This window comes from Pseudonocardia sp. GCM10023141, assembly GCF_042653605.1.
Genome location: NZ_JBHSIR010000067.1, coordinates 176,541 through 197,861, shown reverse-complemented (window position 1 = coordinate 197,861; position 21,321 = coordinate 176,541). Strand labels below are relative to the sequence as shown.

Sequence of the window (21,321 nt, the reverse complement as noted above, 5' to 3'; positions counted from 1 at the left end):
TGATGATCATCCGTAGTCGACGGCTCGCAGTGGCGACACAAGCGGGTACGACATTTGGTCGCGATCGGGGGGCCCGGTACGGTCGGCGCCACGCTGGTGCTCCCCGAGCTCCCCGACCGGCGTCGATCGAGGAGGTCCCTTTCGTGTACCGCATTTCGCCGCGCCTCCGCGTGGTCGTCGCGTGCGCTGCCGTGGCAGTCACGCTCGCGGCGTGCGGTAACCCGTCGATCGCCGCGGCGCCGGAGACCGGTCCGGACCTGTTCGAGTCGCTCCCGGCCACCCCGACCGTCCTGCCGAGCATCACGCCGTCGCCCACGCCCACGGCGAAGCCGACCGTCAGGCCGAAGCCTGCCGCCAAGCCGGCGACGCCCGCCGGTGCGCAGGGCGCGGCACCGCACGGGCCGGTCGGCGGCGCCGATCCGGGTTCCGCGGGCTGGCGCAAGGTCGGCGGCGACGAGTTCAACACCGACACCGTCGACACGACCCAGTGGGGCCTCTACGACAGCAAGGGCGGCTTCGGCACCGGGTACCGCAAACCGGAGGCCATCAGCCAGTCCGACGGCCAGCTGCACATCACCGCTCGCGAGGACGTCTCCGGCGGCATGGGCAACACGTTGGGCCAGCTCTACGGCCGCTGGGAGTTCCGGGCCAAGACCACGCCGGGCCGCGGCTTCGGCTCGGCGATCCTGCTGTGGCCGGACTCCGGCAAGTGGCCCGACGACGGCGAGGTCGACATCATGGAGGTGCCGAGCGAGAACCGCGATCTCGCGCACTTCGTCCTGCACTGGGGCAGCACCAACCAGATCAACGGCAATGCCGTGCCGGGCAACTACACGCAGTGGCACACGTTCGCCGTGGAATGGCTGCCCGATCGCATCACCTGGTACGTCGACGGCGTCAAGCAGTACGAGAACACCGACAAGGCCGCCATCCCGACCACGCCGATGCACCTGACGGTCCAGCTCGACCAGGGCCCGCAGAAGGACTGGATCCTGCCGCGCGACGACACCACCCCGGCCGAGGTCAGCCTCGACGTCGACTACGTGCGGATCTACGCCAAGTAGCACCGACGGTGGGCGCGCGGGGTCCCGTCGGGGTGCTCCGGTAGAACGGGCACGTGGACCTCACCCCGCGCGCGCTGGCCACCGCACTCGGCGTGCCGCCGCCCACCGCCGAGCAGGCAGAGGTGATCGCGGCGCCCGCGGGTCCGGCGCTGGTGGTGGCCGGTGCGGGCGCGGGCAAGACCGAGACGATGGCGGCGCGCGTCGTCTGGCTCGTGGCCACCGGCGAGGTGCTGCCCGAGCAGGTGCTGGGCCTCACGTTCACCCGCAAGGCCGCGCAGCAGCTCGGGGCCCGGGTCCGGTCGCGGCTGCGCCGCCTCGCCGGCTCCCGGCTGCTCGACGAGCTCGATCCCAGCGGGGAGCGGCGTGCCGCGGTGCTCGCCGGCGAGCCCACCGTCTCCACCTACCACGCCTATGCGGGTCGGCTCGTCGCCGAGCACGCGCTGCGGCTGCCCGCCGAGCCGGCCGCGCGGCTGCTGAGCGCCACGGCGTCCTGGCAGCTCGCCCACAGGGTGGTCAGCAGCTGGGCCGACGATCTCGAGCTCGACATCATGCCGGCCACCGTCACCGAGCGGGTGCTCGCGATCGCCGGTGAACTGGGGGAGCACCTCGTCGATCCCGACGCGGTGCGGGCGCACGCCGAGCGCATGATCGCGGCGATGGCCGACGCGCCCCGTGGCAAGGGACAGCGCGCCGAGCCGTCGCTCACCTACAAGAAGTGGGTCGAGGCGCAGCGCCAGCGCGCGGCGCTGCTGCCGCTGGTCGCGGCGTTCACCGCCCGCAAGCGCGCGGAACGCACCGTCGATTTCGCCGATCAGCTGGCCATCGCGGCCCGGGTCGCGGCGGTGCACCCGGAGGTCGGCGCCGCCGAACGCGCCACCTACCGTGCGGTGCTGCTCGACGAGTACCAGGACACCGGGTACGCGCAGCGCGTGCTGCTGCGGGCGCTGTTCGGCACGATGCCCGGCGAGCCGGTCCGCGCCGCGGGCCCGGCCGTCACCGCCGTCGGCGACCCGTGTCAGTCGATCTACGGGTGGCGCGGCGCCAGCGCGGGCAACCTGATCCGGTTCCGCACCGATTTCCCGGCGCCCGACGGCACTCCGGCCGAGGAGTTCGGCCTGCTCACGAGCTTCCGCAACCCGCCGGAGGTGCTCGCGCTGGCCAACGCCGTCTCGGCGCCGCTGCGGGAGGAGCCCGGCGCCGTCGGGGTCGGCGAGCTGCGGGCGGGGTCCGAGGCCGCCGCGGGTGACGTCCGGGTGGCACTGCTGGCCGACATCGGCGCCGAGATCGACTGGATGGCCGACGGCGTCGCGGAGCAGTGGCAGCGTGCGGAGGCCGCCGAGGTGCCTCCACCCACGTCGGCGGTGCTGGTGCGCCGCCGCGCCGACATGGACGCCATCGCCACCGCGCTGCGGGCCAGGGGCCTGCCCGTCGAGGTGGTGGGGCTCGGCGGGCTGCTCGACACACCGGAGGTCCGCGATCTGGTCAGCGCGCTGCACCTGGTGGCCAACCCGCTGGCGGGCCCGTCGGCGATGCGGCTGCTCACCGGTGCCCGGTGGCGGCTCGGGGTCGCCGATCTCGCGGCGCTGTGGTCACGCGCGCGGGAGCTGGTGCCGGCGATGCCGTCGCGGTCCGGCCCGCTGACCCCGGCTGAGCTGGCGCTGGGCGCGCTGCCCGGCGAGCAGGCCGAGCAAGCGGGGCTGGTCGACGCGCTCGACGATCCTGGCCCGCCCGAGCAGTACTCGCCGGCGGGGTTCGAGCGGATCGCACGGCTCGCGCGTGAGCTGCAGTGGCTCCGGTCGCGGGGTGCGGCGCCGCTCACCGACCTCGTCGCCGATGCCGAGCGGATGCTGCTGCTCGACGCCGAGACCGCGGCGCGTCCGGGCCCGGTCGGGCGGGCGCACCTCGATGCCTTCGCCGACGTCGTGGCCGAGTTCGCGGCCGGCGCCGACGTCGCAACGCTGCCGGCCCTGCTCGATTACCTCACCACCGCCGAGCGGGCCGAGGACGGCCTGTCGCCCGGCGAGATCGACGTGGCGCAGGATCGCGTGCAGGTGCTCACCGTCCACGCGGCCAAGGGCCTGGAATGGCAGGTGGTGGCCGTGCCGCACCTGGTCACGCAGGTGTTCCCCGGGCGCAAGATCGGCGGCACGTGGCTCACCAGCCCGGCCGAGCTGCCCGTCGCGCTCCGCGGTGACACGGCCGACCTGCCCACGCTGGTGCTGGTCGACGGCGCCGATCGCAAGCAGCTCGAGACGGCCGTCAAGGAGCACTCCGAGGCGCTCGACGAGCGGCGCCTCGCCGAGGAGCGCCGGCTGTTCTACGTCGCGCTGACCCGTGCCGAGCAGGTGCTGCTGTGCTCAGGGCACTGGTGGGGGCCCTCGGGTGACCGCCCGCGCGGCCCGTCGGAGTTCCTGGTGGAGATCGCCGGCGTGCACCCGGCGCAGCAATGGGCCGAGGAGCCCGCGGGCGACGCGGTGAACCCGGCCACCGAGCTGGCACCGGAGGGGCTGTGGCCAGCCGATCCGCTCGGGGCCCGCTCGGCCGACGTCCACGCCGGTGCTGACCGCGTCCGGGCGGCGTTGCGGCACTTCGACGAGCTCCGGGCCGCGCAGGCCGATGCCGCCGAGCCGGGGTCGCAGCTGGAGCTGATCGACGAGCCTCCGCCCGAGGAGGAGTTCCCCGAGGAGCCCGATCCCGAGGAGGACGACGGCGACCCCGAGGGCTGGGCGGCCGACGTCGGCGTCCTGCTCGCCGAACGGGCGGCCTCCCGCGCCCGGCCCACCGTTGCGTTGCCGTCGCAGCTCACGGTCACCCAGCTCGTCGACCTGGCCGCCGATCCGGCCGGGCTGGCGGCGCGTCTGCGCCGGCCGTTGCCACTGCCGCCCAACCCGTATGCCCGGCGTGGCACGGCCTTCCATGCCTGGCTGGAGCAGCGCTTCGGGGCGTCGCAGCTGCTCGATCTCGACGACCTGCCCGGCGCGGCCGACGAGGGCGCGGTGTCCGACGACGCGCTCAGCGAGCTGCAGGAGGCCTACCTCGCCTCGGCATGGGCGGATCGGCGGCCGATCGAGGTGGAGGTGCCGTTCGAGACGGTCGTGGCGGGCATCGGGGTCCGCGGCCGGATGGACGCGGTGTTCGTCGACCCCGATGGCGGCTACACGGTGGTCGACTGGAAGACCGGCTCGCTGCCCGACGCGGAGCGGATGCCGGCCGTCGCGGTGCAGCTCGCGGCCTACCGGATGGCATGGGCCGCGCTGGCGGGATGCGCGCCGGAGCAGGTGCGCGCCGCGTTCCACTTCGTGCGCCAGGACGTCACGCTCCGCCCCACCGACCTGCTCGACGCCGCAGGCCTGCGCGACCTCATCGCCGCGGTCCCCCTCGCCTGACCCGCGCCCCGAGCCGGGAAGGATGTACCCGCGAGTCGCGACGGATAGCCCGGCATCGCTGATTTCGCCTTCTCAACACGCCGATTTCGCGATCTCGACACGCCGTGTACGCGATCTCGACACACCCGCGGCGGGCAAGGCGTGTCGGATCGGCACACACACCGTGTCGGATCGGCGAAATCAGCGTGCTGGATCGGCGAAATCATCTCGCCGGAACCCGACTCGGGGGCAGTTCGTCCCGACTCGCGGGACCGTCTGTCCCGACTCGCGGGGTCAGAGGAGGTCGGCCAGCTTGGTCAGCGTGTTCCAGTTCCGCGCCGTGACGGCCACGCCCAGCTTCTTCTCCGCGAACGTCGCGATCTGCGGAGCGTCCAGGACACCGTCGGGGCACCACTGGTAGAGCACGCGGTCACCGAGCTGCGCGCGGTCGGGGTCGAGCGCCACCGGGTCGTGCTCGGCCAGCAGCGCCGCATCCGGCGTCGCGGCGAGGATGTGGGCCATCATCCGGGACCCGTTGTCGGCGATCTCCGCGAACGGGTGGCCGTCGACGATCGTGCGCACGTGTTCGGTGGTGAGCACGAGGCACCGGACGTCGAGCCCGAGCTTGTCGGTGATCGCAGCCTCGATGGCGGCAGCCTGCTTCGTCGGATCGGCCTTCCGTCCCGTGACGACCGCGTTCCCGCTGTTGAGCACGGTCTTGACGTCGGTGTAGCCGAGATCGGTCAGCAGCGCGCGCAGATCGGCCATGGCCACGCGCTTGGCCCTGCCGACATTGATCCCCCGGAGCAGGACGACGTAGCGGGACATGGCTGCTCCTCGTGGGTGGTGGTCGCGGGCGCCATCATGGCAGCGGCGACGTCCAGCCGTCGCACGAACGGCAGCAGGGCGTTGTCGTCGCCGGGCGCGGCGATGACCGCGTAGTCGAGCAGGCGGCGCGCCCCGCCCAGACGCAGCCGCGCCACACCGTGCGCGACGAGCCAGGTCGCGATCCCGCGGCGTCGGTGCCCCGGTTCCACCCCGAGGTTCCAGACGTCTGCCCGGCCGGCCAGGCGCGACCGCGTGCCGCCGACGCTGAGGTCACCCTGCACCTCGTAGATCGCGACGACACGCCCGTCGAGCACCGCTGACAGCTGCGTCGCGTGCGGTCCGAGCGCCGTGGCCAGCGTGAGCCCGGGCAGCGGTGCCGGGCCCGGTTGCGGCAGCTCGGCGACGTCGGCGACGAGAACCGCCTCGACGCGCCCGGACGGCCGGTAGCCGGCGCGCTGCAGCGCGGCCACGACGTGCGGCCAGCGATCGGGGACGCCGTAGATCCCCGGTACGGGAAGTGCGCACCCGGCGCCCGCGGAGGCCACCCCCACCCGCCGAACACGCGCAGCGCGGCAGCGGTCAGCGCCTCACCGACGGCGCTGCTGCGATGGCGACGAGCGGCTGGCGCGTGATCACCCACCGATCCACGACGTACTCGCCCGGTTCCCGCTCCAGCTGGCTGAGCACGGCGTTGGGGGAGACGCTCACACCGGGCAGCACCGCATCGATGTGGGCGTTGACGAGGTCGGTGAGCTGGTCACGGTCGCTGCGACGGAACGGGCGGATCTCGATCGATGGCACGGCGCATCCCTGATGATCGCGTGTGAAGGGGCCGCCACCGGTGCGGTACACCGATCAGCCTACGTAGGGTTCGACCATGACGTCGAGGATCGTGCTGCTGGGGGCCACGGGCTACACCGGTGGGCGCACGGCTGAGGCCATGGTCGCCCGAGGGCTGAGCCCGGTGCTCGCCGGTCGCAACCAGGCGCGGCTCGGCGAGCTCGCGCAGCGGCTCGGCGGGCTCGACACAGCGGCAGCCGACGTCACCGATGCGGGATCGGTCGTGGCACTCGTGGACCGGGGAGACGTGCTGGTCAGCACCGTCGGGCCGTTCCAGACGCTGGGCGGGTCCGCGATCACCGCTGCGATCGACGCCGGCGCGATCTACCTCGACTCCACGGGTGAGCCGCCGTTCGTGCGTCGCGTGTTCGAGCAGCACGGTCCGGCCGCCGAGCGCACCGGCGCCGCGCTGCTCACCGCGTTCGGCAACGACTACGTGCCCGGCGTGCTCGCCGGGGCGCTCGCGCTGCGGGAGGCAGGAGCGGGTGCCGCGCGCGTCGACATCGGCTACTTCATCACCGGGGCCGGCAAGGGCCAGGTGTTCTCGCGGGGCACGCTGCAGTCGTTGCTCGGCGTCGCCACCGAGCCCGGGTACGCCTGGCGCGACGGGGAGCTGCGGGTGGAGCCGGCAGGTGCCCGGCTGCGCACCTTCGACGTCGACGGTGTGCCGCAGCCCGGCGTCACGATCGGTGCGAGCGAGCAGTTCGCGCTGCCCCGGCTCGCGCCCGGCCTGCAGGTCGTGGACGTCTACCTCGGCTGGTTCGGGCCCGCATCCCATGCCGTGCACGCCGGTTCCCGCGTAACGTCGCTGCTCACCAAGCTGCCGGGGGCGGCGCGCGCCGTCGAGGTGCTGGGCGGCATCGCCACCAGCCGGGTCGCGGACGCGCCGTCGCCCGAGGCGATCGCGAGTGCGACGTCGCACTTCCTCGCCGAGGTCTTCGACGCTGACGGCACGCTGCTGGCCCGCACCCACCTGACGTCACCGGAGGCCTACGCGATCACCGCCGACCTGCTCGCCTGGGGCGCGGGCCGCGCCGCGGAGCACGGGGTGAACGGCACGGGAGCGCTCGACGCCGTCACGGCGTTCGGGCTCGACGAGCTGGCGGCGGGGGCGGCCGAGGCCGGGATCGTGCCCCGCTAGCGGCCCGCGTCGCGGCGGACCCGCAGCGCCCAGAGGATCAGTGGCAGTTGCAGGGGCAGCCGGCCGTAGGCGACGGCACGGGCCGGTACGGAGCGCTGCGACCAGTCCACGGCCATCTTGACGTTGGCCGGGAACACGGCGACGAACAGCCCGGCCGCGGCCAGCGCACCCCACCTGCGGGTGCGGGGCAGCGCGACGGCCGCGCCGATGCCCAGCTCCGCCGCCCCGGAGACCTGCGTCCACAGCCGGGGCGAGCCCGGGAGCTGCGCCGGAACGATGGCATCGAACTGCCGGGGAGCGAGGAAGTGCATCGTGCCCGACCCGATGAGGAGGGCAGCGAGTGCCGCTGCGGGGCGGGGGCGTCGAAGGATCACGAGCTGATCGTCACACGGGCGGTGCAACCTGCGGTAACGGCGGGGCGCTATCGTCCGCGGCGTGAGCAGAGATCGGCGGCGCCGTTCCATCGCCGAGTCGGCTTTGGTCGGTCCGATCCGGATGCCGGATTCCGGTGTCACCCCGCTGGTGTCGCTGCTGCGCAGGCTCGCCATCGCGATCGGTGCGCTGGTAGCCACCGCGCTGATCGTGTACTTCGGCCGCGACGGCTACCTCGACAACAACAACACCGACGGCATCAGCCTGCTCGACGCCTTCTACTACTCCACGGTGTCGGTGTCGACCACGGGTTACGGCGACATCGTGCCGGTCTCCGACCATGCGCGGCTGCTCACCACGATCTTCGTGACGCCCCTGCGGCTGATCTTCCTCATCACGTTCGTCGGCACCACCGTCGAGCTGCTCACCGAGAGTTCCCGGCAGTCGTTCCGGGTGCAGCGCTGGAGGTCCCGAGTGCGCAACCACACGGTCATCGTCGGTTACGGAACGAAGGGCCGCGCCGCCGTGGACACCCTGCTCGGGGACGGGGCCGAGCCCACGGACATCGTCGTGGTCGACACCGACCGCACGCAGCTCGATGCGGCGTCGGCGCTCGGGCTGGTCACGGTCACGGGCAACGCCACCCGGTCGAGCGTGCTGCGGATCGCCGGTGTGCAGCAGGCGAAGGCGATCGTGGTGGCCACCAACCGCGACGACACCGCCGTGCTCGTCACGCTGACGGCGCGCGAGCTGGCGCCCAACATCCGGATCGTGGCCTCGGTGCGGGAGTCGGAGAACGTGCATCTGCTGCGCCAGTCCGGGGCCACCTCGGTGGTGGTGTCGGCGGAGACGGCGGGCCGCCTGCTGGGTGCTGCCACGATCACCCCGGCCGTCGTCGAGGTGATCGAGGACCTGCTGACGCCCGATGCGGGCTTCGCGATCAGCGAGCGGGAGGTGGAGGAGTCCGAGCTCGGTGGGTCGCCACGGCACCTGCCCGACATCGTGCTCGGCGTGGTGCGCGGCGACGACCTGTACCGGGTGGACGCCTCGGCCGTCGATGCGCTGGAGCGGGGCGACCGGCTGCTCTACGTGCGGAAGGCGAGCCCGGCCGACGACGGCTGAGGGGCGGGCAGCCGGGTTGCAGGAAAGCCACTTTCCTGCAACGTCGTTGCGGCAAAGTGGCTTTCCTGCAACGGGAGACCGCGGGCGGCTCAGAGCGGCAGCGTCAGCTCGAACGCCGCCCCGGCTCCTCCCGGCGGGTCGACGCACCGCAGGTCCCCACCGTGGGCCCGCGCGATGCCGCGGGCGATGGCCAGTCCCAGCCCGGCCCCGCCGTCGTGCGCGGTGCGTGCCTCGTCGAGGCGCACGAGCCGGTCGAAGATCCGTCCGCGGTCGCCGGCGGGCACCCCCGGACCGGTGTCGGTGACCAGCACGCTCGCCATCCGCCCGGCGCCCACCTGCACCGCCACCTGACCGCTCGTCGCGGCGTAGCGCCGCGCGTTGTCGAGCAGATTGGCCAGTACCTGGCCCAGCCGCGCCGCGTCACCCGCGACGGTGACGGCCGCCCCGTCCACCGTGATCGTCCGCTCCGGGTCGAGCAGCCGCACCCGGTCGGCTTCCGCCCGCGCCAGCCCCAGCAGTTCGACGGGCTCGCGCCGCAGCTCGATACCGGCGTCGATGCGGGCCATCGCGAGCAGGTCGTCGACGAGGCGTCCGGCCCGGTGGCTCTCCCGCAGCAGCAACAGGTGCAGGCGTTCCCGCTCGTCGGCGGGCAGCTCCGGCGCCATCGCCGCCTCCGCGACGGCCTGGACGCCTGCCAGTGGCGTGCGCAGCTCGTGGGCGGCGTCGGCGACGAACCGCCGGGTCCGCGCCTCCGACGCGAGCGCCGCCTGCTCCGATCCGCGTGCCTGCCGTTCGGCGCCCTCGAGCTCGTCGAGCATGTCGTCGAACGCGGCGGCGGCCCGCCCGAGCTCGGTGTCGGTGCGGGCCGGAGCGAGCCGGCGGCCGCGGTCGCCGCGGGTGATGGAGCGCGCCAGCGCGGTCATCGCGTCCAGCGGGGCGAGCGCGAACCGGGTGGTGAGCATCGTGACGATCCCGCCGACCGCGAGCGCCCCGATGCTCAGCAGCAGCAGGGTGCGCCGCAGGCGGTCCTGGGCGTCGGTCGTGGGCGCCGCGCTCGCGACGAGCGTGAGCTGGGCACCGTCGTCGAGCGGCTGGCGCAACACCTCGTCGTCGGGTCCGCGGCGCGGTCGGGGCGGCCCGGGATCGTCGGTCGGGTCACCGAACGTGGCGCCGTCGGCGTCCACGATCGCGGCGCGGATCCCCGGGGCCCGCAGCCGGTCGAGGATCTCTGCCTCGCTGTAGCCCTCGGCCTGCAGTGAGGTGGCGATCTGGGCACGCAGGGCCAGCTGGTTGCGCATGTCGACCCGGCTCTGCGCCGCGAAGATGACGTCGGTCAGCACCCCGACGACGATCAGGACCGCCGCCAGCACCAGCATCGACAGCGCCGTGACCCGCGCCCGCAGCGAGTAGCTGCGCAGCCGGCCCGCTTGCGTCATGCGTCGGCCCGCAGGACGTAGCCGAGGCCGCGCACCGTGTGCACCAGCCGCGGTTCGCCGAGCTTGCGCCGCAGTGCCGAGATGTGGACCTCAACCAGGTTCGGGTCGTAGTCGGTGTACCCCCAGACCCGCGTGAGGATCTGTCCCTTGCTGACGACCCGGCCGCGCTGGGCGGCCAGGTAGTCCAGCAGCCGCAGCTCGGTGGCGGTGACGTCGATCGGCACCCCGCCGCGGCGCACGGATCCGGCACCGGCGTCGACGACCAGGTCGCCGACCTCCACGGTGGCCGGCGTGCGCCCCGTGCGCCGCAGCACGGCCGTGACCCTGGCGACGAGCTCGGCCAGCACGAACGGCTTCACGACGTAGTCGTCGGCCCCGCCGTGCAGGCCACGCAGCCGGTCGTCGACGCCGTCGCGGGCGGTCAGCATCACCACACCGGCGTCGCTGTGCTTGCGCACGACGTCCAGCAGCGCGAACCCGTCGCGGCCGGGCAGCATGATGTCGAGGATCACCAGGTCGGGGCGCAGCGCAGCCAGGTCCACCTCGAGCGCCTTGCCGTCCGAACGCCCGGTGGTGGCGTAGCCCGCGGCGGTGAGCCCGGCCAGCACGGCGGCACGGATCGCCTCGGCGTCCTCCACCACCAGCACTCTCGCGGTCACGGCTCCATTGTCGTCCCTCGTGGACGGACCCGCCTGAAGATCGGCTGAAGGTGGCACCCGGTTCAGGTCCCGCTCAGGTGCAGGCGCCAGGCTGGTGGCGTCACACCGTCCGTGAGGAGCACTCGATGACCACGCCCACCCCGCCCGTCACCCCACCGGCTCCCGAGCCGGCCCCGGCGCCGCGGTCCCGGCTGCGCAGCCGCGGTGGGGTGATCGGAGCCGTGGTGATCGCGCTGGTCATCGTGGGGGGCGTGGCGGCGGCGCTGATCATCCCGGGCGGCCCGGGTGGGCGTCCACCCGCACCGGGAGTGGGCCTGTCGAGCGATCTGGGGCCGCTGCGGGGGCCGGAGGGCGGCTCGCCCCGCCCCGGGCCGCCGAAGGGAAGTGGCATCGACGGCTGGCTCGGCAAGGACGCGCTGCTCGCCGGATCGGTCGTGTCGGTCAGTGACGGCACGCTCGTCGTGGCAGTCGACGGTGGCGGGCAGCGCACGCTGAAGGTCGACGACCGCACGCGGGTCCGCGGCGACGGCGCTGCGGCGCTGACCGGGCTCAAGCCCGGTGAGCGGGTGGTCGTGCGGGTCACCGGCACCGGCGACGCGGCCACGGCCGTCTCGGTGATGTCGCCGCAGGCGCGGATCACGGGCACGGTCACGGCGCTCACCGGCGACAGCGCCACGGTGATGGGCATCGACGGCAGGCCGGCCACGGTGAACATCGCGGCGCTGACATCCAAGCCGGCCGTGGGCGACATCGTGATCATCACCGGCACGGTGACGGGCGGCAGCACGATCAAGGCCGAGCAGGTACGGGTGCTGCCGAAGGCGTCGTGAGGGTGGGCCGGCCGCGCGTCCCGGATTGCAGGAAAGCCACTTTCCCGCAACGACGTTGCAGCAAAGTGGCTTTCCTGCAACGGGGCGAGGGGTCGGGGCGCCCCCTCACACCACCCGCACCGTCGGGTCCCGCAACTGCTCCCGCACCGCCGCCGTGGCCGCACCGCGCAGGGCCCCGTCGGCCCCCAGCGTCGAGAGCCGGATCTGCACCGGCCGCGCCGCCACCCGTCCGGAGAGCTCGACGGTGACCGCCTCCAGCAGCGGAGCCCCCAGCCGCGCGTAGAGCCCGCCGAGCACGACAGCGGGCAGGTCCAGCAGGTTCACCGCCCCCGCCAACGCGACGCCCAATGCGCGACCGGCCGTCGCGATCGCCGCAGCCGGCCGGGGCTCACCGCCCCGCGCCACGAGCGCCGCGACATCCGGGACGTCGGCCGCCCGCAGCAGTGCCTCCTGTCCGGCGGCCTGCTCGAGGCAGCCCCGGCCGCCGCAGCTGCACGGCGGCCCGTCCGGATCGACGACGACGTGGCCGATCTCGCCCGCCCGCCCGCCCGGTCCGGCGAACAGCTGCCCGTCGAGCACGATGCCGCCGCCGACCCCGATCTCGCCGGAGACGTGCAGGAAGTCCGCCGGTGCGCCGCCGAACCAGCGTTCGGCGAGCGCCGCGAGGTCGGCCTCGTTGCCCACGCTGACGGGCAGGCCGTCGAACAGGTTCGAGAGCTGATCGCTGACCGCGACGTCGGCCCAGCGCGGCAGGTTGGGGGCGCGCTGCAGCACGCCGTCGTGCCCGACGACGCCCGGCAGCGCCACCGTCACGGCGGCGACGCCGAGCCCGGCCTGCGCCGTCACCTCGACGGCGAGCGCGGCGGCGCGTTCGAGTGCCACCGCCGGTTCCCGATCGCGGTGTTGCGACGGAGCGGTCTGCTGCGCGCGCACCTGCCCGGCCAGGTCCACCACACAGGCGCCGACGTGGTCGACGCCGACCTCCAGTCCCAGCCCGGCCGGTCCGGACCTGTTGAGCTGCAACGGATTCGCCGGCCGGCCGGGTCCGGACGCGGTGGCGCCGAGCTCGGTGAGGAAGCCGCCGAGGAGCAGCTGTTCGACGAGTGACGACACCGTGCTGCGCGTCAGCCCGGTGCGCTGGGCGAGCTGGGCGCGCGAGAGCGGCTCCCGGTCGGCGACCTCACCGAGCACCAGCGCCAGGTTCTGGCGCCGCATGTCGACGCCGCGGGACGCGGTCACGGCATCCGGGTGGCCGTGAGGTCGCGGACCTGCGCGTAGCGGTCGCGTACGGCAGGTGTCGGCTCGGCCCGGAACTCCTCGGTGTCGGCTGCGGCCCACACCGGGGGCGCCGCCGATCCGGCCAGCACCCATGCCGCCTGCCGCGCCGCCCCGTCGGCCACGTACTCGCCGGGTGTGGGACGCAGGACCGGCCGGCCCAGCACCGCAGGCGCGATGGCGGCGACGGCGCCGGAGCGGGCGGCGCCGCCGACCAGGAACGCCCGCTGCACGGTCACCCCGGCCGCCACGATCGCGTCCAGCGCGTCGGCCAGCCCGCACAGCAGCCCCTCGACGGCGGCCCTGGCCAGGTGGGCAGGCGTCGACGTCGCGAGCGTCAGCCCGTGCAGCGCGCCGGTGGCGTCGGGCCGGTTCGGGGTGCGCTCACCCTCCAGGTACGGCACGAGCGCGAGCCCGCCCGCCCCGGCAGGCGCCGAGAGCGCGAGCCGGGCCAGCTCGTCGTGGTCGACGCCCAGCAGCGTGGCCGCGGCGTCGAGCACCCGGGCCGCGTTCAGCGTGCAGACCAGCGGCAGGTGCTCGCCGGTGGCCGAGGCGAAGCCCGCGATGATCGCCGTGGGGTCCGCGGTGGCGACGCTGCTCACCGCCGACACGACGCCGGACGTGCCGAGCGAGACCACGACGTCGCCGGGACCGGCCCCGAGCCCGATCGCGGCACCGGCGTTGTCGCCTGCGCCCGGCCCGAGCAGGACCCCGTCCGGGGTGCGTCCGGCCGACTCCGACGGCCCGAGCACCCGCGGCAGCACGACGTCGGAGCGGCCCAGCCCGAGCTCGAGCAGGTCGAGCCGGTACTCGCCGGTGGCCCCGGAGAAGTAGCCGGTGCCGGACGCGTCGCTGCGGTCGGTGACGAGGTCGGCGAGTTCACCGGTGCCGCGCAGCTTCCACGTCAGCCAGTCGTGGGGGAGGCACACCGCCGCGGTGCGGGCGACGCTGTCGGGCTCGTGGGTGGCCAGCCACCGCAGCTTGGCCACGGTGAACGCCGCGAGCGGGACGCTGCCGACGGCGTCGGCCCACTGCTGCGCGCCGAGCTCGCTGACGAGGTCGGCGGCCGCGGCAGCCGAGCGCGTGTCGTTCCACAGCAGCGCGGGCCGCACGACGTCACCGGCTGCGTCGAGGCAGACCATGCCGTGCTGCTGGCCCGCCACCGACAGCGCCGCGACGTCGCCGAGCCCACCCGCGTCGGCGACAGCCGCCTGCAGCGCGTCCCACCATGCGGCCGGGTCGACCTCGGTGCCGCCCGGGTGCTTGGCGTTGCCGCTGCGCACCAGCGCACCGGTCTCGGCGTCGCGGATCACGACGGTGCAGGACTGGGTCGACGAGTCGACCCCCGCCACCAACATCAGCGCGCCCCCAACACGTGCTCCACCGCCAGCTGGTTCAGCCGCACGTAACCGTAACCGCGCTCGCCCTCCTTGTCGGCGTCGTAGTCCTCGAACGTCGACCGGTCGGCCACCAGGTCGGCCACCGTCTCCCCGACGTTCAGGGTGGGCTTGGCCAGGTCGGCCACGCCTGCCGCCGCGAACGCCTCGATCACCTCGGGGTCGCTGCGGAACGCGGCTGCGCGCTCCTTGAGCAGCAGGTAGGTGCTCATGTTCGCGGCCGCGGACGCCCAGACGCCGTCGACGTCCTCGGTGCGCAGCGGCTTGTAGTCGAAGTGGCGCGGCCCGTCGTAGCGGTTGCCGCCGCCGGGGGCACCGTTCTCGAGCAGGTCGACGGTGGAGAACGCGTTGAGCAGGTCGCCGTGGCCGAAGACCAGGTCCTGGTCGTACTTGATGCCGCGCTGGCCGTTGAGGTCGATGTGGAACAGCTTGTTCGCCCACAGCGCCTGCGCGATGCCGGCCGTGTAGTTGAGCCCGGCCATCTGCTCGTGCCCGACCTCGGGGTTGATGCCCACGATGTCGCCGTGCTCCAGCTCCGCGATGAACGCGAGCGCATGGCCGAGCGTGGGCAGCAGGATGTCGCCGCGCGGCTCGTTCGGCTTGGGCTCGATGGCGAAGCGGATGCCGTAGCCCTGCTCCTTGACGTACGCGGCGAGCAGGTCGATGCCCTCGCGGTAGCGGTCGAGCGCGGCCTGGATGTTCTTGCCGGAGTCGACCTCGGCGCCCTCGCGGCCGCCCCAGAACACGTACGTGGATGCGCCGAGCTCGGCGGCGAGGTCGAGGTTGCGCAGCACCTTGCGCAGCGCGAACCGGCGCACGCCGCGGTCGTTGCTCGTGAAGGCGCCGTCCTTGAAGACGGGGTGGGTGAACAGGTTGGTGGTCATCATCGGCACGACGAGGCCGGTCTCGTCGAGCGCCGCCCGGAAGCGTGCGATCAGGCGGTCGCGCTCGGTGGCATCGGTGCCGAACGGGATCAGGTCGTCGTCGTGGAACGTGACGCCGTAGGCGCCGAGGTCCGAGAGCCGGTGCACGGACTCGACGGGGTCGAGCGCGGGGCGGGTGGCGTCGCCGAACGGATCGCGGGCGGGCCAGCCGACCGTCCAGAGTCCGAAGCTGAAGCGGTCCTCGCGGGTCGGCTGTGCCATGGTGGCCCCTTAATTTGTTCAGACACCGTACTAACTAGTCCACGGTAGCGTGCCGTCCGTGCGTCTGGCTACGTGGAACGTGAACTCCGCCCTCTCCCGGCTCCCGCGGCTGCTGCCGTGGCTCGACGAGCGCGCGCCCGATGTCGTGTGCCTGCAGGAGACGAAGCTGTCCGACGAGGCCTTCGCCGAGGCCTTCGCCGAGCCGCTGACCGAGCGGGGCTACGCGGTGGCCCACTTCGGTGAGGGCCGCTGGAACGGCGTCGCGCTGCTGTCTCGCGTCGGGCTCGACGACGTGGTGCGCGGGCTGCCCGGTGAGCCGCACTTCCCGGCGCCCGACTCGCCCGGTGAGGCCCGCGCCGTCACCGCCACCTGCGGCGGCCTGCGCGTCACATCGGTGTACGTGCCCAACGGTCGCACCCCGGACGACCCGCACTACGCCTACAAGCTGGAGTGGCTCGCGGCGCTGCAGGAGTCGGTGGTGGAGCCGGCCACCACGATCATCGCGGGCGACGTGAACATCGCGCCCACCGACGACGACGTCTGGGACATCGGGCAGTTCGTCGATTCCACGCACGTGACACCCGCCGAGCGCGGGGCGCTCGAGAAGATCAAGGGACTCGGCCTGCACGACGTGGTGCGCGACCGCTGGCCGTCCGACCGCGTCTTCAGCTACTGGGACTACCGCGCCGGCCGGTTCCACCAGGACAAGGGCATGCGGATCGACCTGGTACTGGCCGGCAACGATCCGGCCGGGCGCGTGCAGGCCGCCTGGATCGACCGCAAGGCGCGCAAGGGCACGGGCCCGAGCGACCACGCACCCGTGATCGTCGACTTCGACACCGCGCCCGACGGCGACATCGGCCCGGTCGTGCCGCCACCGTCGGCGCCGGCGAAGCGGCCCGGGCGCGCGTAGGCGCGACGTCGCGCCCCGCGACGTCAGGAGGGACGCCCTGCTGACACTGGACGTCAGGAGGGACGCCCTCCTGCGCATCCGGCGCACCGTGTGACATGGCAACCTTGTCCGGTGAGCACCGCATCGAGCATTCCCGAGGCCATCCCTGAGGCCATCGCCGTCCGCGAGGCAGCCGAGCGCGCCGCCGCGGCCGCCCCGGGCGTGCGGGCCGCGGGTGGCCCGGCCATCGACGCCGCCCTGCGCACCGCGGCCGAGCTGTTGCGCGAGCACGCCGAGGCCCTGCTCGCCGCCAACGCCGCCGATGTCGCCACCGCCGAGCAGGGTGGCATGGCCGCAGGCCTGCTCGACCGGCTGCGGCTCACACCCGAGCGGCTCGCCGAGATGGCCCACCAGCTCGAGGTACTCGCCGCGACGCCGGAGCCGCCGCTGCAGCACGCGGTCCGCACGCTGGACTCGGGGGAGCGGGTCTTCGAGCGCCGCGTCCCGGTCGGGGTCATCGGGGCGGTCTTCGAGGCGCGGCCCAACGTCACCGTGGACGTCGCCTCGCAGGTGCTCAAGGCCCGCAGCGCCGCCGTGCTGCGCACCGGGGCGGCGGCGCTGGGCAGCGCCCGCGCGCTCGTCGAGCTGGTGATCGCGCCCGCGCTCGCACGCCACGGCATCCCCGAGGGCGCGGTGCAGCTCGTGCCCACGCCCGGTCACGCCGGCGCGGACGCGCTGGTCGGCCTGCCCGATCTCGTGCCGCTCGTGGTCGTGCGTGGCAGCGGCGATGTCACGCGTCGGCTCTCCGCGCTGGGTGCGGCGGCGGGTACCCGCGTGCTCGCCCACGCCGACGGCGGCGGCGTGCTCTACCTGGACGCGAGCGCCGACGAGGCCACCGTCGAGCGGCTGGTCACCGAGGGCACCGACCGGCTCGGCGTCTGCAACCGGCTCAACCTGCTGCTCGTCGACGCCCCGGCCTACGACCGGTTGTGGCCGGTGGCGGAGAAGGCGCTGCGCGCGGGCGGCATCACCCCGAGCCTGGCCCCGCACGCCCACCCACTCGGCCACGAGTGGGCGCTCGACTCAGGGGCCGAAGCCCACGTCACCGTTGCCACGGTCGCCGGCCCGGTGGACGCGGCGCTCACCGCGGCCCGTGAGACGTCCGGGCTGGCGGCCACCGTCTGCGCTGCCGACGAGGACGCCGCCACGGCGTTCATCGACGCCTACACCGGCACGGGGGTGTTCTGGAACGCCACCACCCGCCTGCTCGACGGCTACAAGCTGCTGGGCCTGCCGGAGACGGGCATCAACGTCGACCACACGCCCGGTCCCCGCGGGCCGGTGACGTACCTGGACCTGACCCTGCGCCAGTTCGTGGTGCTGCCGCCGGCCTGACTCCCGTTGCAGGAAAGCCGTCATGGCCGGAGGCCGCCATGAAGGATGAGAATCGGCGCTCTCGGGTGCGGTTGGGCAGTGTGCCCCGGCTTCAGGGCGCCCTCGCCGGGCGGGCAGATCAACAGGAGGGCACAACTGGGGTGATCAACGCCTACTGGTTCGGTGGTGACCATGAGCCTGTGGGCGTTGATCTTCGTGCCGGTGGTCGAGCGCGCACTGGCTCATGATCCAACCGGAACCTGTGGGCGTTGACCACTCGCCCGGCGCGGCAGGCTCTCGCAACGGGGCCGGCGCGGGGGCGTCGGATGCGCCTGACAGCCACTATCCCGCAACGACGTTGCAGGAAAGTGGCTTTCCTGCCATTGCTGCGCAGCGCCCGATCACCCGCCCGCCCGCACCTCCCGCGCCGTGCACCCGAACCGGGCCCGGAAGGCCCGGCTGAAGTGCGAGGCGTCGACGAATCCCCAGGCGAAGGCGAGGTCGCTGATCGTGCGGTGGCGCAGCGTCGGATCGCACAGGTCGGCGCGCACCGCGTCGAGTCGCTGCGCCCAGATCCACTCCGCGATCGAGGTGGGTTCGCCCGCGAACGCCCGGTGCAGCGTGCTCACCGAGGTGTGCAGCTGTGCCGCGATCGCCGCCACCGTCAGCCCGGGGTCGCGCAGGTGCGCGCGGCCCACCGCCTTGACCTGCTCGCGCCGCGCCGCCAGCGACGGCTCGGGCACCGGCTCGTCGGCGGCGAGCGAGCTCAGCCCGGCCACGACGATGTGCTCGACGCTCTGCGCGACGGCGGCGGCCGCTGCGGGTTCGAGCACGGCGATGTCGGCCGCGAGCGTGCGGATCATCTCGATCATCAGGTGGCCGGCACCGCGGGCGCCGCGCACGCTGCGCGCGGTGAGAGCGGGGGCGCCGCGCAGCTGCGAGCGCAGCGTCGGGCCGGGCAGCATGAGCACGTACTGCTGGAAGTCGCCGTCGAAGCGCAGCGCGTAGGGGCGGGTGGAGTCGTAGAGTGCGAAGTCGCCGGGGTGCAGCTCGGCCGTGCGGTCGTCCTGCGAGATCAGTCCGACGCCGCGGGTCTGGATGCTCACCAGGAAGTAGTCCTCAGCGGTGGCCGCGATGAGCGACGGCGTGCGCCGCACGTGTTGCGCCGTGGCCGTGACCTGGGAGAGCTCCAGGGTGGCGAGCGAGTCGACCTTGATGTCGCCCACGACGTCGGAGCCGGGCGCCTCGCAGGTGAGCTGCACGTAGGCCGCGGAGACGGCGTGGTTCCAGTAGTCCAGCCGGTCGCATGCGTCCACCTCGTCGGTGGTGAGCAGGCGCGGCATGCACCGACGGTAGGGACACCGCCTCCACCAGGCAAGACGTTGCTCCGCAGAGTCAAAGAGAACGACACGCACGGACCAGCGCCGGCCGGCCGGGGCCGCGACGCTGGCACCCATGAGCATCCAGCACCCCACGTTCCGCGCGGCGGCCGTGCAGGCCGCCCCCGAGTTCCTCGACCTCGACGCCGGTGTCGACAAGGCGATCGCATTGATCGCCGAGGCCGCCGCCAACGGCGCCAAGCTGATCGGCTTCCCGGAGACCTGGCTGCCCGGCTACCCGTGGTTCATCTGGCTGGACTCGCCCGCGTGGGGCCTGCAGTTCTTCCAGCGCTACCACGACAACTCGCTGCAGTACGGCACGCCGCAGGCGGAGAAGCTCGCCGCGGCCGCCCGCCAGCACGACATCACCGTCGTGATGGGCCTGTCGGAGCGCCAGGGCGGGAGCCTCTACATCGCGCAGTGGATGATCGGCCCCGACGGCGAGACGATCGCGAAGCGCCGCAAGCTCAAGCCCACCCACGTCGAGCGCACCGTCTACGGGGAGGGTGACGGCAGCGACCTCACCGTCTACGACACCCCGCTGGGCCGCCTCGGCGGGCTGTGCTGCTGGGAGCACCTGCAGCCGCTGTCGAAGTACGCGATGTACGCCCAGGACGAGCAGGTGCACGTCGGGGCGTGGCCGAGCTTCTCGGTCTACCGCGGCGGCGCGTACGCGCTCGGCCCGGAGGTCAACACCGCCGCCAGCCGGGTCTACGCGGTCGAGGGTGGCTGCTTCGTGATCGCCCCCTGCGCCACGGTCTCGCCGGAGATGATCGACCTGCTGTGCACCGACGACACCAAGCGGGCGCTGCTGCTGCCCGGTGGTGGGTTCGCCCGCATCTACGCACCCGACGGCCAGCAGATGCACGAGTCGCTCGCGGAGGACGAGGAGGGCATCGTCTACGCCGACCTGGACCTCGGCATGATCTCGCTCGCCAAGGCCGCCGCCGACCCGTCGGGCCACTACGCGCGGCCCGACGTCTACCGGCTGCTGCTCAACAAGACCCCTGGCGACCGTGTCGTCCCGTTCGCCGCCCCCGGTGTGGAGATCGGCGGCGAGATCGAGCCGGTCGCGGCGCAGCGGGCGAGCGTCTGATGGAGTCGGCGATCCCGGGTCACCTGGTCGTCGAGCGCTCCCGCCACCGCCGCGTCCCCGACGACTACGCGCCGCCGTACCCGTCGTTCGTGGCCCGGTCCTCGACCGCGGTGCAGCAGGTCGTGATGGCCTACCTGGGGCTGCAGTTCACAGGGGAGCAGCCGGCGCTCACCGCGCTCGATGCCGCGTTCGACGCACCGGACGGGCCGGGCCACCACGACCGCGCCCGCCGGGAGGGCCCGGACGGCACCACCGAGATCGTCTCGATCGCCTACTGGGACGACCCCGCGGCCTTCGACCGCTGGTTCGCCGCCCACCGGGAGGTGTGGCTCGGGGACGCCGCGCGCGACGGCAACGGCCGCTGGGCGGAGATCCTGCGCCCGACCGTGGAGGAGCACGAAACGCTGTTCTCCTCGCTCGGGCGGCCCGAGGGCGTCGCGGTCATCGCCGACGGGCTCAGCGGCGAGATCCAGGAGCACGCCTACTGGGGCGGGATGCGCGACCGCATCCCGGCGTCGCAGACCGACGCGATGGCCCCTGCGGGGGAGCCGGTCGTGGAGCGGGACGGCGGCCGCGTCCGGGTCCGCCCGGCCGACGGTGCCTGCCTGATCCGCTCCGGCCAGGACTGGACCGACACCGACGGCGACGAGCGCCGCATGTACCTCGACGACGTCGAACCGGTGCTGCGCGCCGGGATGGACTTCCTGACCGCCGAGGGGGCCGCGATCGGCTGCTGGTCCAACCGCTACCTCACGGTGGTCGAGGACGGCGTGGCGGTTGACCGGACGTTCGGGCTGAGCTGGTGGCGCAGCCTGGCGGCACTGGAGCGGTGGGCGGAGTCGCACCCGACGCACGTCGCGATCTTCGGGGCGGCGATGAAGTACTTGATGACGATGGGTCCGGCCGCGCGGCTGCGGCTCTACCACGAGGTCTCCGTCGCCACGGCCGACGAGCAGTACTTCGAGTACGTCGACTGCCGGGAGGGCACCGGCCTGGCCGGCTGACCGGCGCGCCCTCGCCCCGACTGCAGCATGGTGGCCATCCCAGCGTCAGATCGCAGGATGGCCACCATGCTGCGATCCCGAGGTGCCGTATTCCGCGATGCT

The 21,321-nt window shown here is 73.7% G+C and carries 19 protein-coding genes; 9 read left to right on the top strand and 10 right to left on the bottom strand.

All coding sequences use genetic code 11. The features are described from left to right. Nucleotides 1-143: 143 nt before the first annotated feature. Together ACFPFQ_RS38725 and ACFPFQ_RS38720 are read left to right on the top strand one after the other, a co-directional pair. Entirely contained in the window at nt 144-1,064 is a 921-nt protein-coding gene (locus tag ACFPFQ_RS38725) for a family 16 glycosylhydrolase (RefSeq protein WP_379628038.1), read from the top strand. Nucleotides 1,065-1,117: 53 nt separating this feature from the next. Next, a complete protein-coding gene (locus ACFPFQ_RS38720) occupies nt 1,118-4,450 on the top strand; it encodes an ATP-dependent helicase (RefSeq protein ID WP_379628037.1) in 3,333 nt (1,110 codons plus the stop codon). Between the two features lie 273 nt (nt 4,451-4,723). On the opposite strand, the gene ACFPFQ_RS38715 is transcribed toward ACFPFQ_RS38720, so the two are convergent. The 3 genes from ACFPFQ_RS38715 to ACFPFQ_RS38705 are packed head-to-tail and all read right to left on the bottom strand — an operon-like array spanning nt 4,724 to nt 6,058. Then, nucleotides 4,724-5,197, bottom strand: coding sequence for a DUF1697 domain-containing protein (locus ACFPFQ_RS38715; protein ID WP_379628035.1), 474 nt, complete (start codon nt 5,195-5,197; stop codon nt 4,724-4,726). Beyond that, a complete protein-coding gene (locus ACFPFQ_RS38710) occupies nt 5,173-5,802 on the bottom strand; it encodes a GNAT family N-acetyltransferase (RefSeq protein ID WP_379628033.1) in 630 nt (209 codons plus the stop codon). Before ACFPFQ_RS38710 ends, ACFPFQ_RS38715 begins: the two co-directional genes overlap by 25 nt. Before the next feature lie 34 nt (nt 5,803-5,836). Next, nucleotides 5,837-6,058, bottom strand: coding sequence for a hypothetical protein (locus tag ACFPFQ_RS38705; RefSeq protein ID WP_379628031.1), 222 nt, complete (start codon nt 6,056-6,058; stop codon nt 5,837-5,839). Between the two features lie 76 nt (nt 6,059-6,134). Here ACFPFQ_RS38705 and ACFPFQ_RS38700 point away from each other — a divergent pair, with 76 nt between their 5' ends. Then, complete coding sequence (locus ACFPFQ_RS38700; RefSeq protein ID WP_379628029.1) at nt 6,135-7,238, top strand: saccharopine dehydrogenase family protein; 1,104 nt, start codon at nt 6,135-6,137, stop codon at nt 7,236-7,238. Here ACFPFQ_RS38700 and ACFPFQ_RS38695 read toward each other — a convergent pair. Next, nucleotides 7,235-7,609, bottom strand: a complete 375-nt coding sequence (locus ACFPFQ_RS38695) for a hypothetical protein (protein WP_379628284.1) — start codon at nt 7,607-7,609, stop codon at nt 7,235-7,237. The two genes, ACFPFQ_RS38700 and ACFPFQ_RS38695, sit on opposite strands and share 4 nt — an antisense overlap. A gap of 124 nt (nt 7,610-7,733) precedes the next feature. Here ACFPFQ_RS38695 and ACFPFQ_RS38690 point away from each other — a divergent pair, with 124 nt between their 5' ends. Beyond that, nucleotides 7,734-8,732 (top strand): potassium channel family protein, encoded by a 999-nt coding sequence (locus ACFPFQ_RS38690; protein ID WP_379628282.1) that lies wholly within the window; start codon nt 7,734-7,736, stop codon nt 8,730-8,732. 89 nt (nt 8,733-8,821) lie between these two features. Here the strand turns inward: ACFPFQ_RS38690 and ACFPFQ_RS38685 are convergent, their stop codons facing one another. Together ACFPFQ_RS38685 and ACFPFQ_RS38680 are read right to left on the bottom strand one after the other, a co-directional pair. Further along, nucleotides 8,822-10,168: a sensor histidine kinase gene (locus tag ACFPFQ_RS38685; protein WP_379628027.1), complete on the bottom strand. Its 1,347-nt coding sequence runs from the start codon at nt 10,166-10,168 to the stop codon at nt 8,822-8,824. Then, nucleotides 10,165-10,827, bottom strand: coding sequence for a response regulator transcription factor (locus tag ACFPFQ_RS38680; protein ID WP_379628025.1), 663 nt, complete (start codon nt 10,825-10,827; stop codon nt 10,165-10,167). Before ACFPFQ_RS38680 ends, ACFPFQ_RS38685 begins: the two co-directional genes overlap by 4 nt. Nucleotides 10,828-10,952: 125 nt before the next feature. Here ACFPFQ_RS38680 and ACFPFQ_RS38675 point away from each other — a divergent pair, with 125 nt between their 5' ends. Further along, entirely contained in the window at nt 10,953-11,657 is a 705-nt protein-coding gene (locus tag ACFPFQ_RS38675) for a hypothetical protein (RefSeq protein ID WP_379628023.1), read from the top strand. Between the two features lie 105 nt (nt 11,658-11,762). On the opposite strand, the gene ACFPFQ_RS38670 is transcribed toward ACFPFQ_RS38675, so the two are convergent. Genes ACFPFQ_RS38670 through xylA form a run of 3 tightly spaced genes read right to left on the bottom strand, consistent with a single transcriptional unit; the run spans nt 11,763 to nt 15,474 of the window. Further along, nucleotides 11,763-12,896 carry an ROK family transcriptional regulator gene (locus tag ACFPFQ_RS38670; RefSeq protein WP_379628021.1) on the bottom strand — a complete coding sequence of 378 codons (1,134 nt, stop codon included), beginning with the start codon at nt 12,894-12,896 and terminating at the stop codon, nt 11,763-11,765. Continuing rightward, nucleotides 12,893-14,290, bottom strand: coding sequence for a xylulokinase (gene xylB, locus ACFPFQ_RS38665; protein ID WP_379628019.1), 1,398 nt, complete (start codon nt 14,288-14,290; stop codon nt 12,893-12,895). Before xylB ends, ACFPFQ_RS38670 begins: the two co-directional genes overlap by 4 nt. Continuing rightward, a complete protein-coding gene (gene xylA / locus ACFPFQ_RS38660) occupies nt 14,290-15,474 on the bottom strand; it encodes a xylose isomerase (RefSeq protein WP_379628017.1) in 1,185 nt (394 codons plus the stop codon). The genes xylB and xylA overlap by 1 nt, the downstream gene beginning before the upstream one ends. A 49-nt stretch (nt 15,475-15,523) precedes the next feature. Between xylA and ACFPFQ_RS38655 the strand changes: the two genes are divergently transcribed. Further along, on the top strand, nt 15,524-16,387 hold the full coding sequence (locus ACFPFQ_RS38655; protein ID WP_379628015.1) for an exodeoxyribonuclease III: 864 nt from the start codon (nt 15,524-15,526) through the stop codon (nt 16,385-16,387). Nucleotides 16,388-16,498: 111 nt separating this feature from the next. After that, on the top strand, nt 16,499-17,761 hold the full coding sequence (locus ACFPFQ_RS38650) for an aldehyde dehydrogenase family protein (RefSeq protein WP_379628013.1): 1,263 nt from the start codon (nt 16,499-16,501) through the stop codon (nt 17,759-17,761). Nucleotides 17,762-18,141: 380 nt separating this feature from the next. Here the strand turns inward: ACFPFQ_RS38650 and ACFPFQ_RS38645 are convergent, their stop codons facing one another. Further along, on the bottom strand, nt 18,142-19,083 hold the full coding sequence (locus ACFPFQ_RS38645) for a helix-turn-helix domain-containing protein (RefSeq protein WP_379628011.1): 942 nt from the start codon (nt 19,081-19,083) through the stop codon (nt 18,142-18,144). A gap of 112 nt (nt 19,084-19,195) precedes the next feature. Between ACFPFQ_RS38645 and ACFPFQ_RS38640 the strand changes: the two genes are divergently transcribed. Beyond that, nucleotides 19,196-20,215, top strand: a complete 1,020-nt coding sequence (locus tag ACFPFQ_RS38640; protein WP_379628009.1) for a carbon-nitrogen hydrolase family protein — start codon at nt 19,196-19,198, stop codon at nt 20,213-20,215. Continuing rightward, nucleotides 20,215-21,219: a phenylacetaldoxime dehydratase family protein gene (locus ACFPFQ_RS38635; protein ID WP_379628007.1), complete on the top strand. Its 1,005-nt coding sequence runs from the start codon at nt 20,215-20,217 to the stop codon at nt 21,217-21,219. Before ACFPFQ_RS38640 ends, ACFPFQ_RS38635 begins: the two co-directional genes overlap by 1 nt. Nucleotides 21,220-21,321 lie beyond the last annotated feature (102 nt).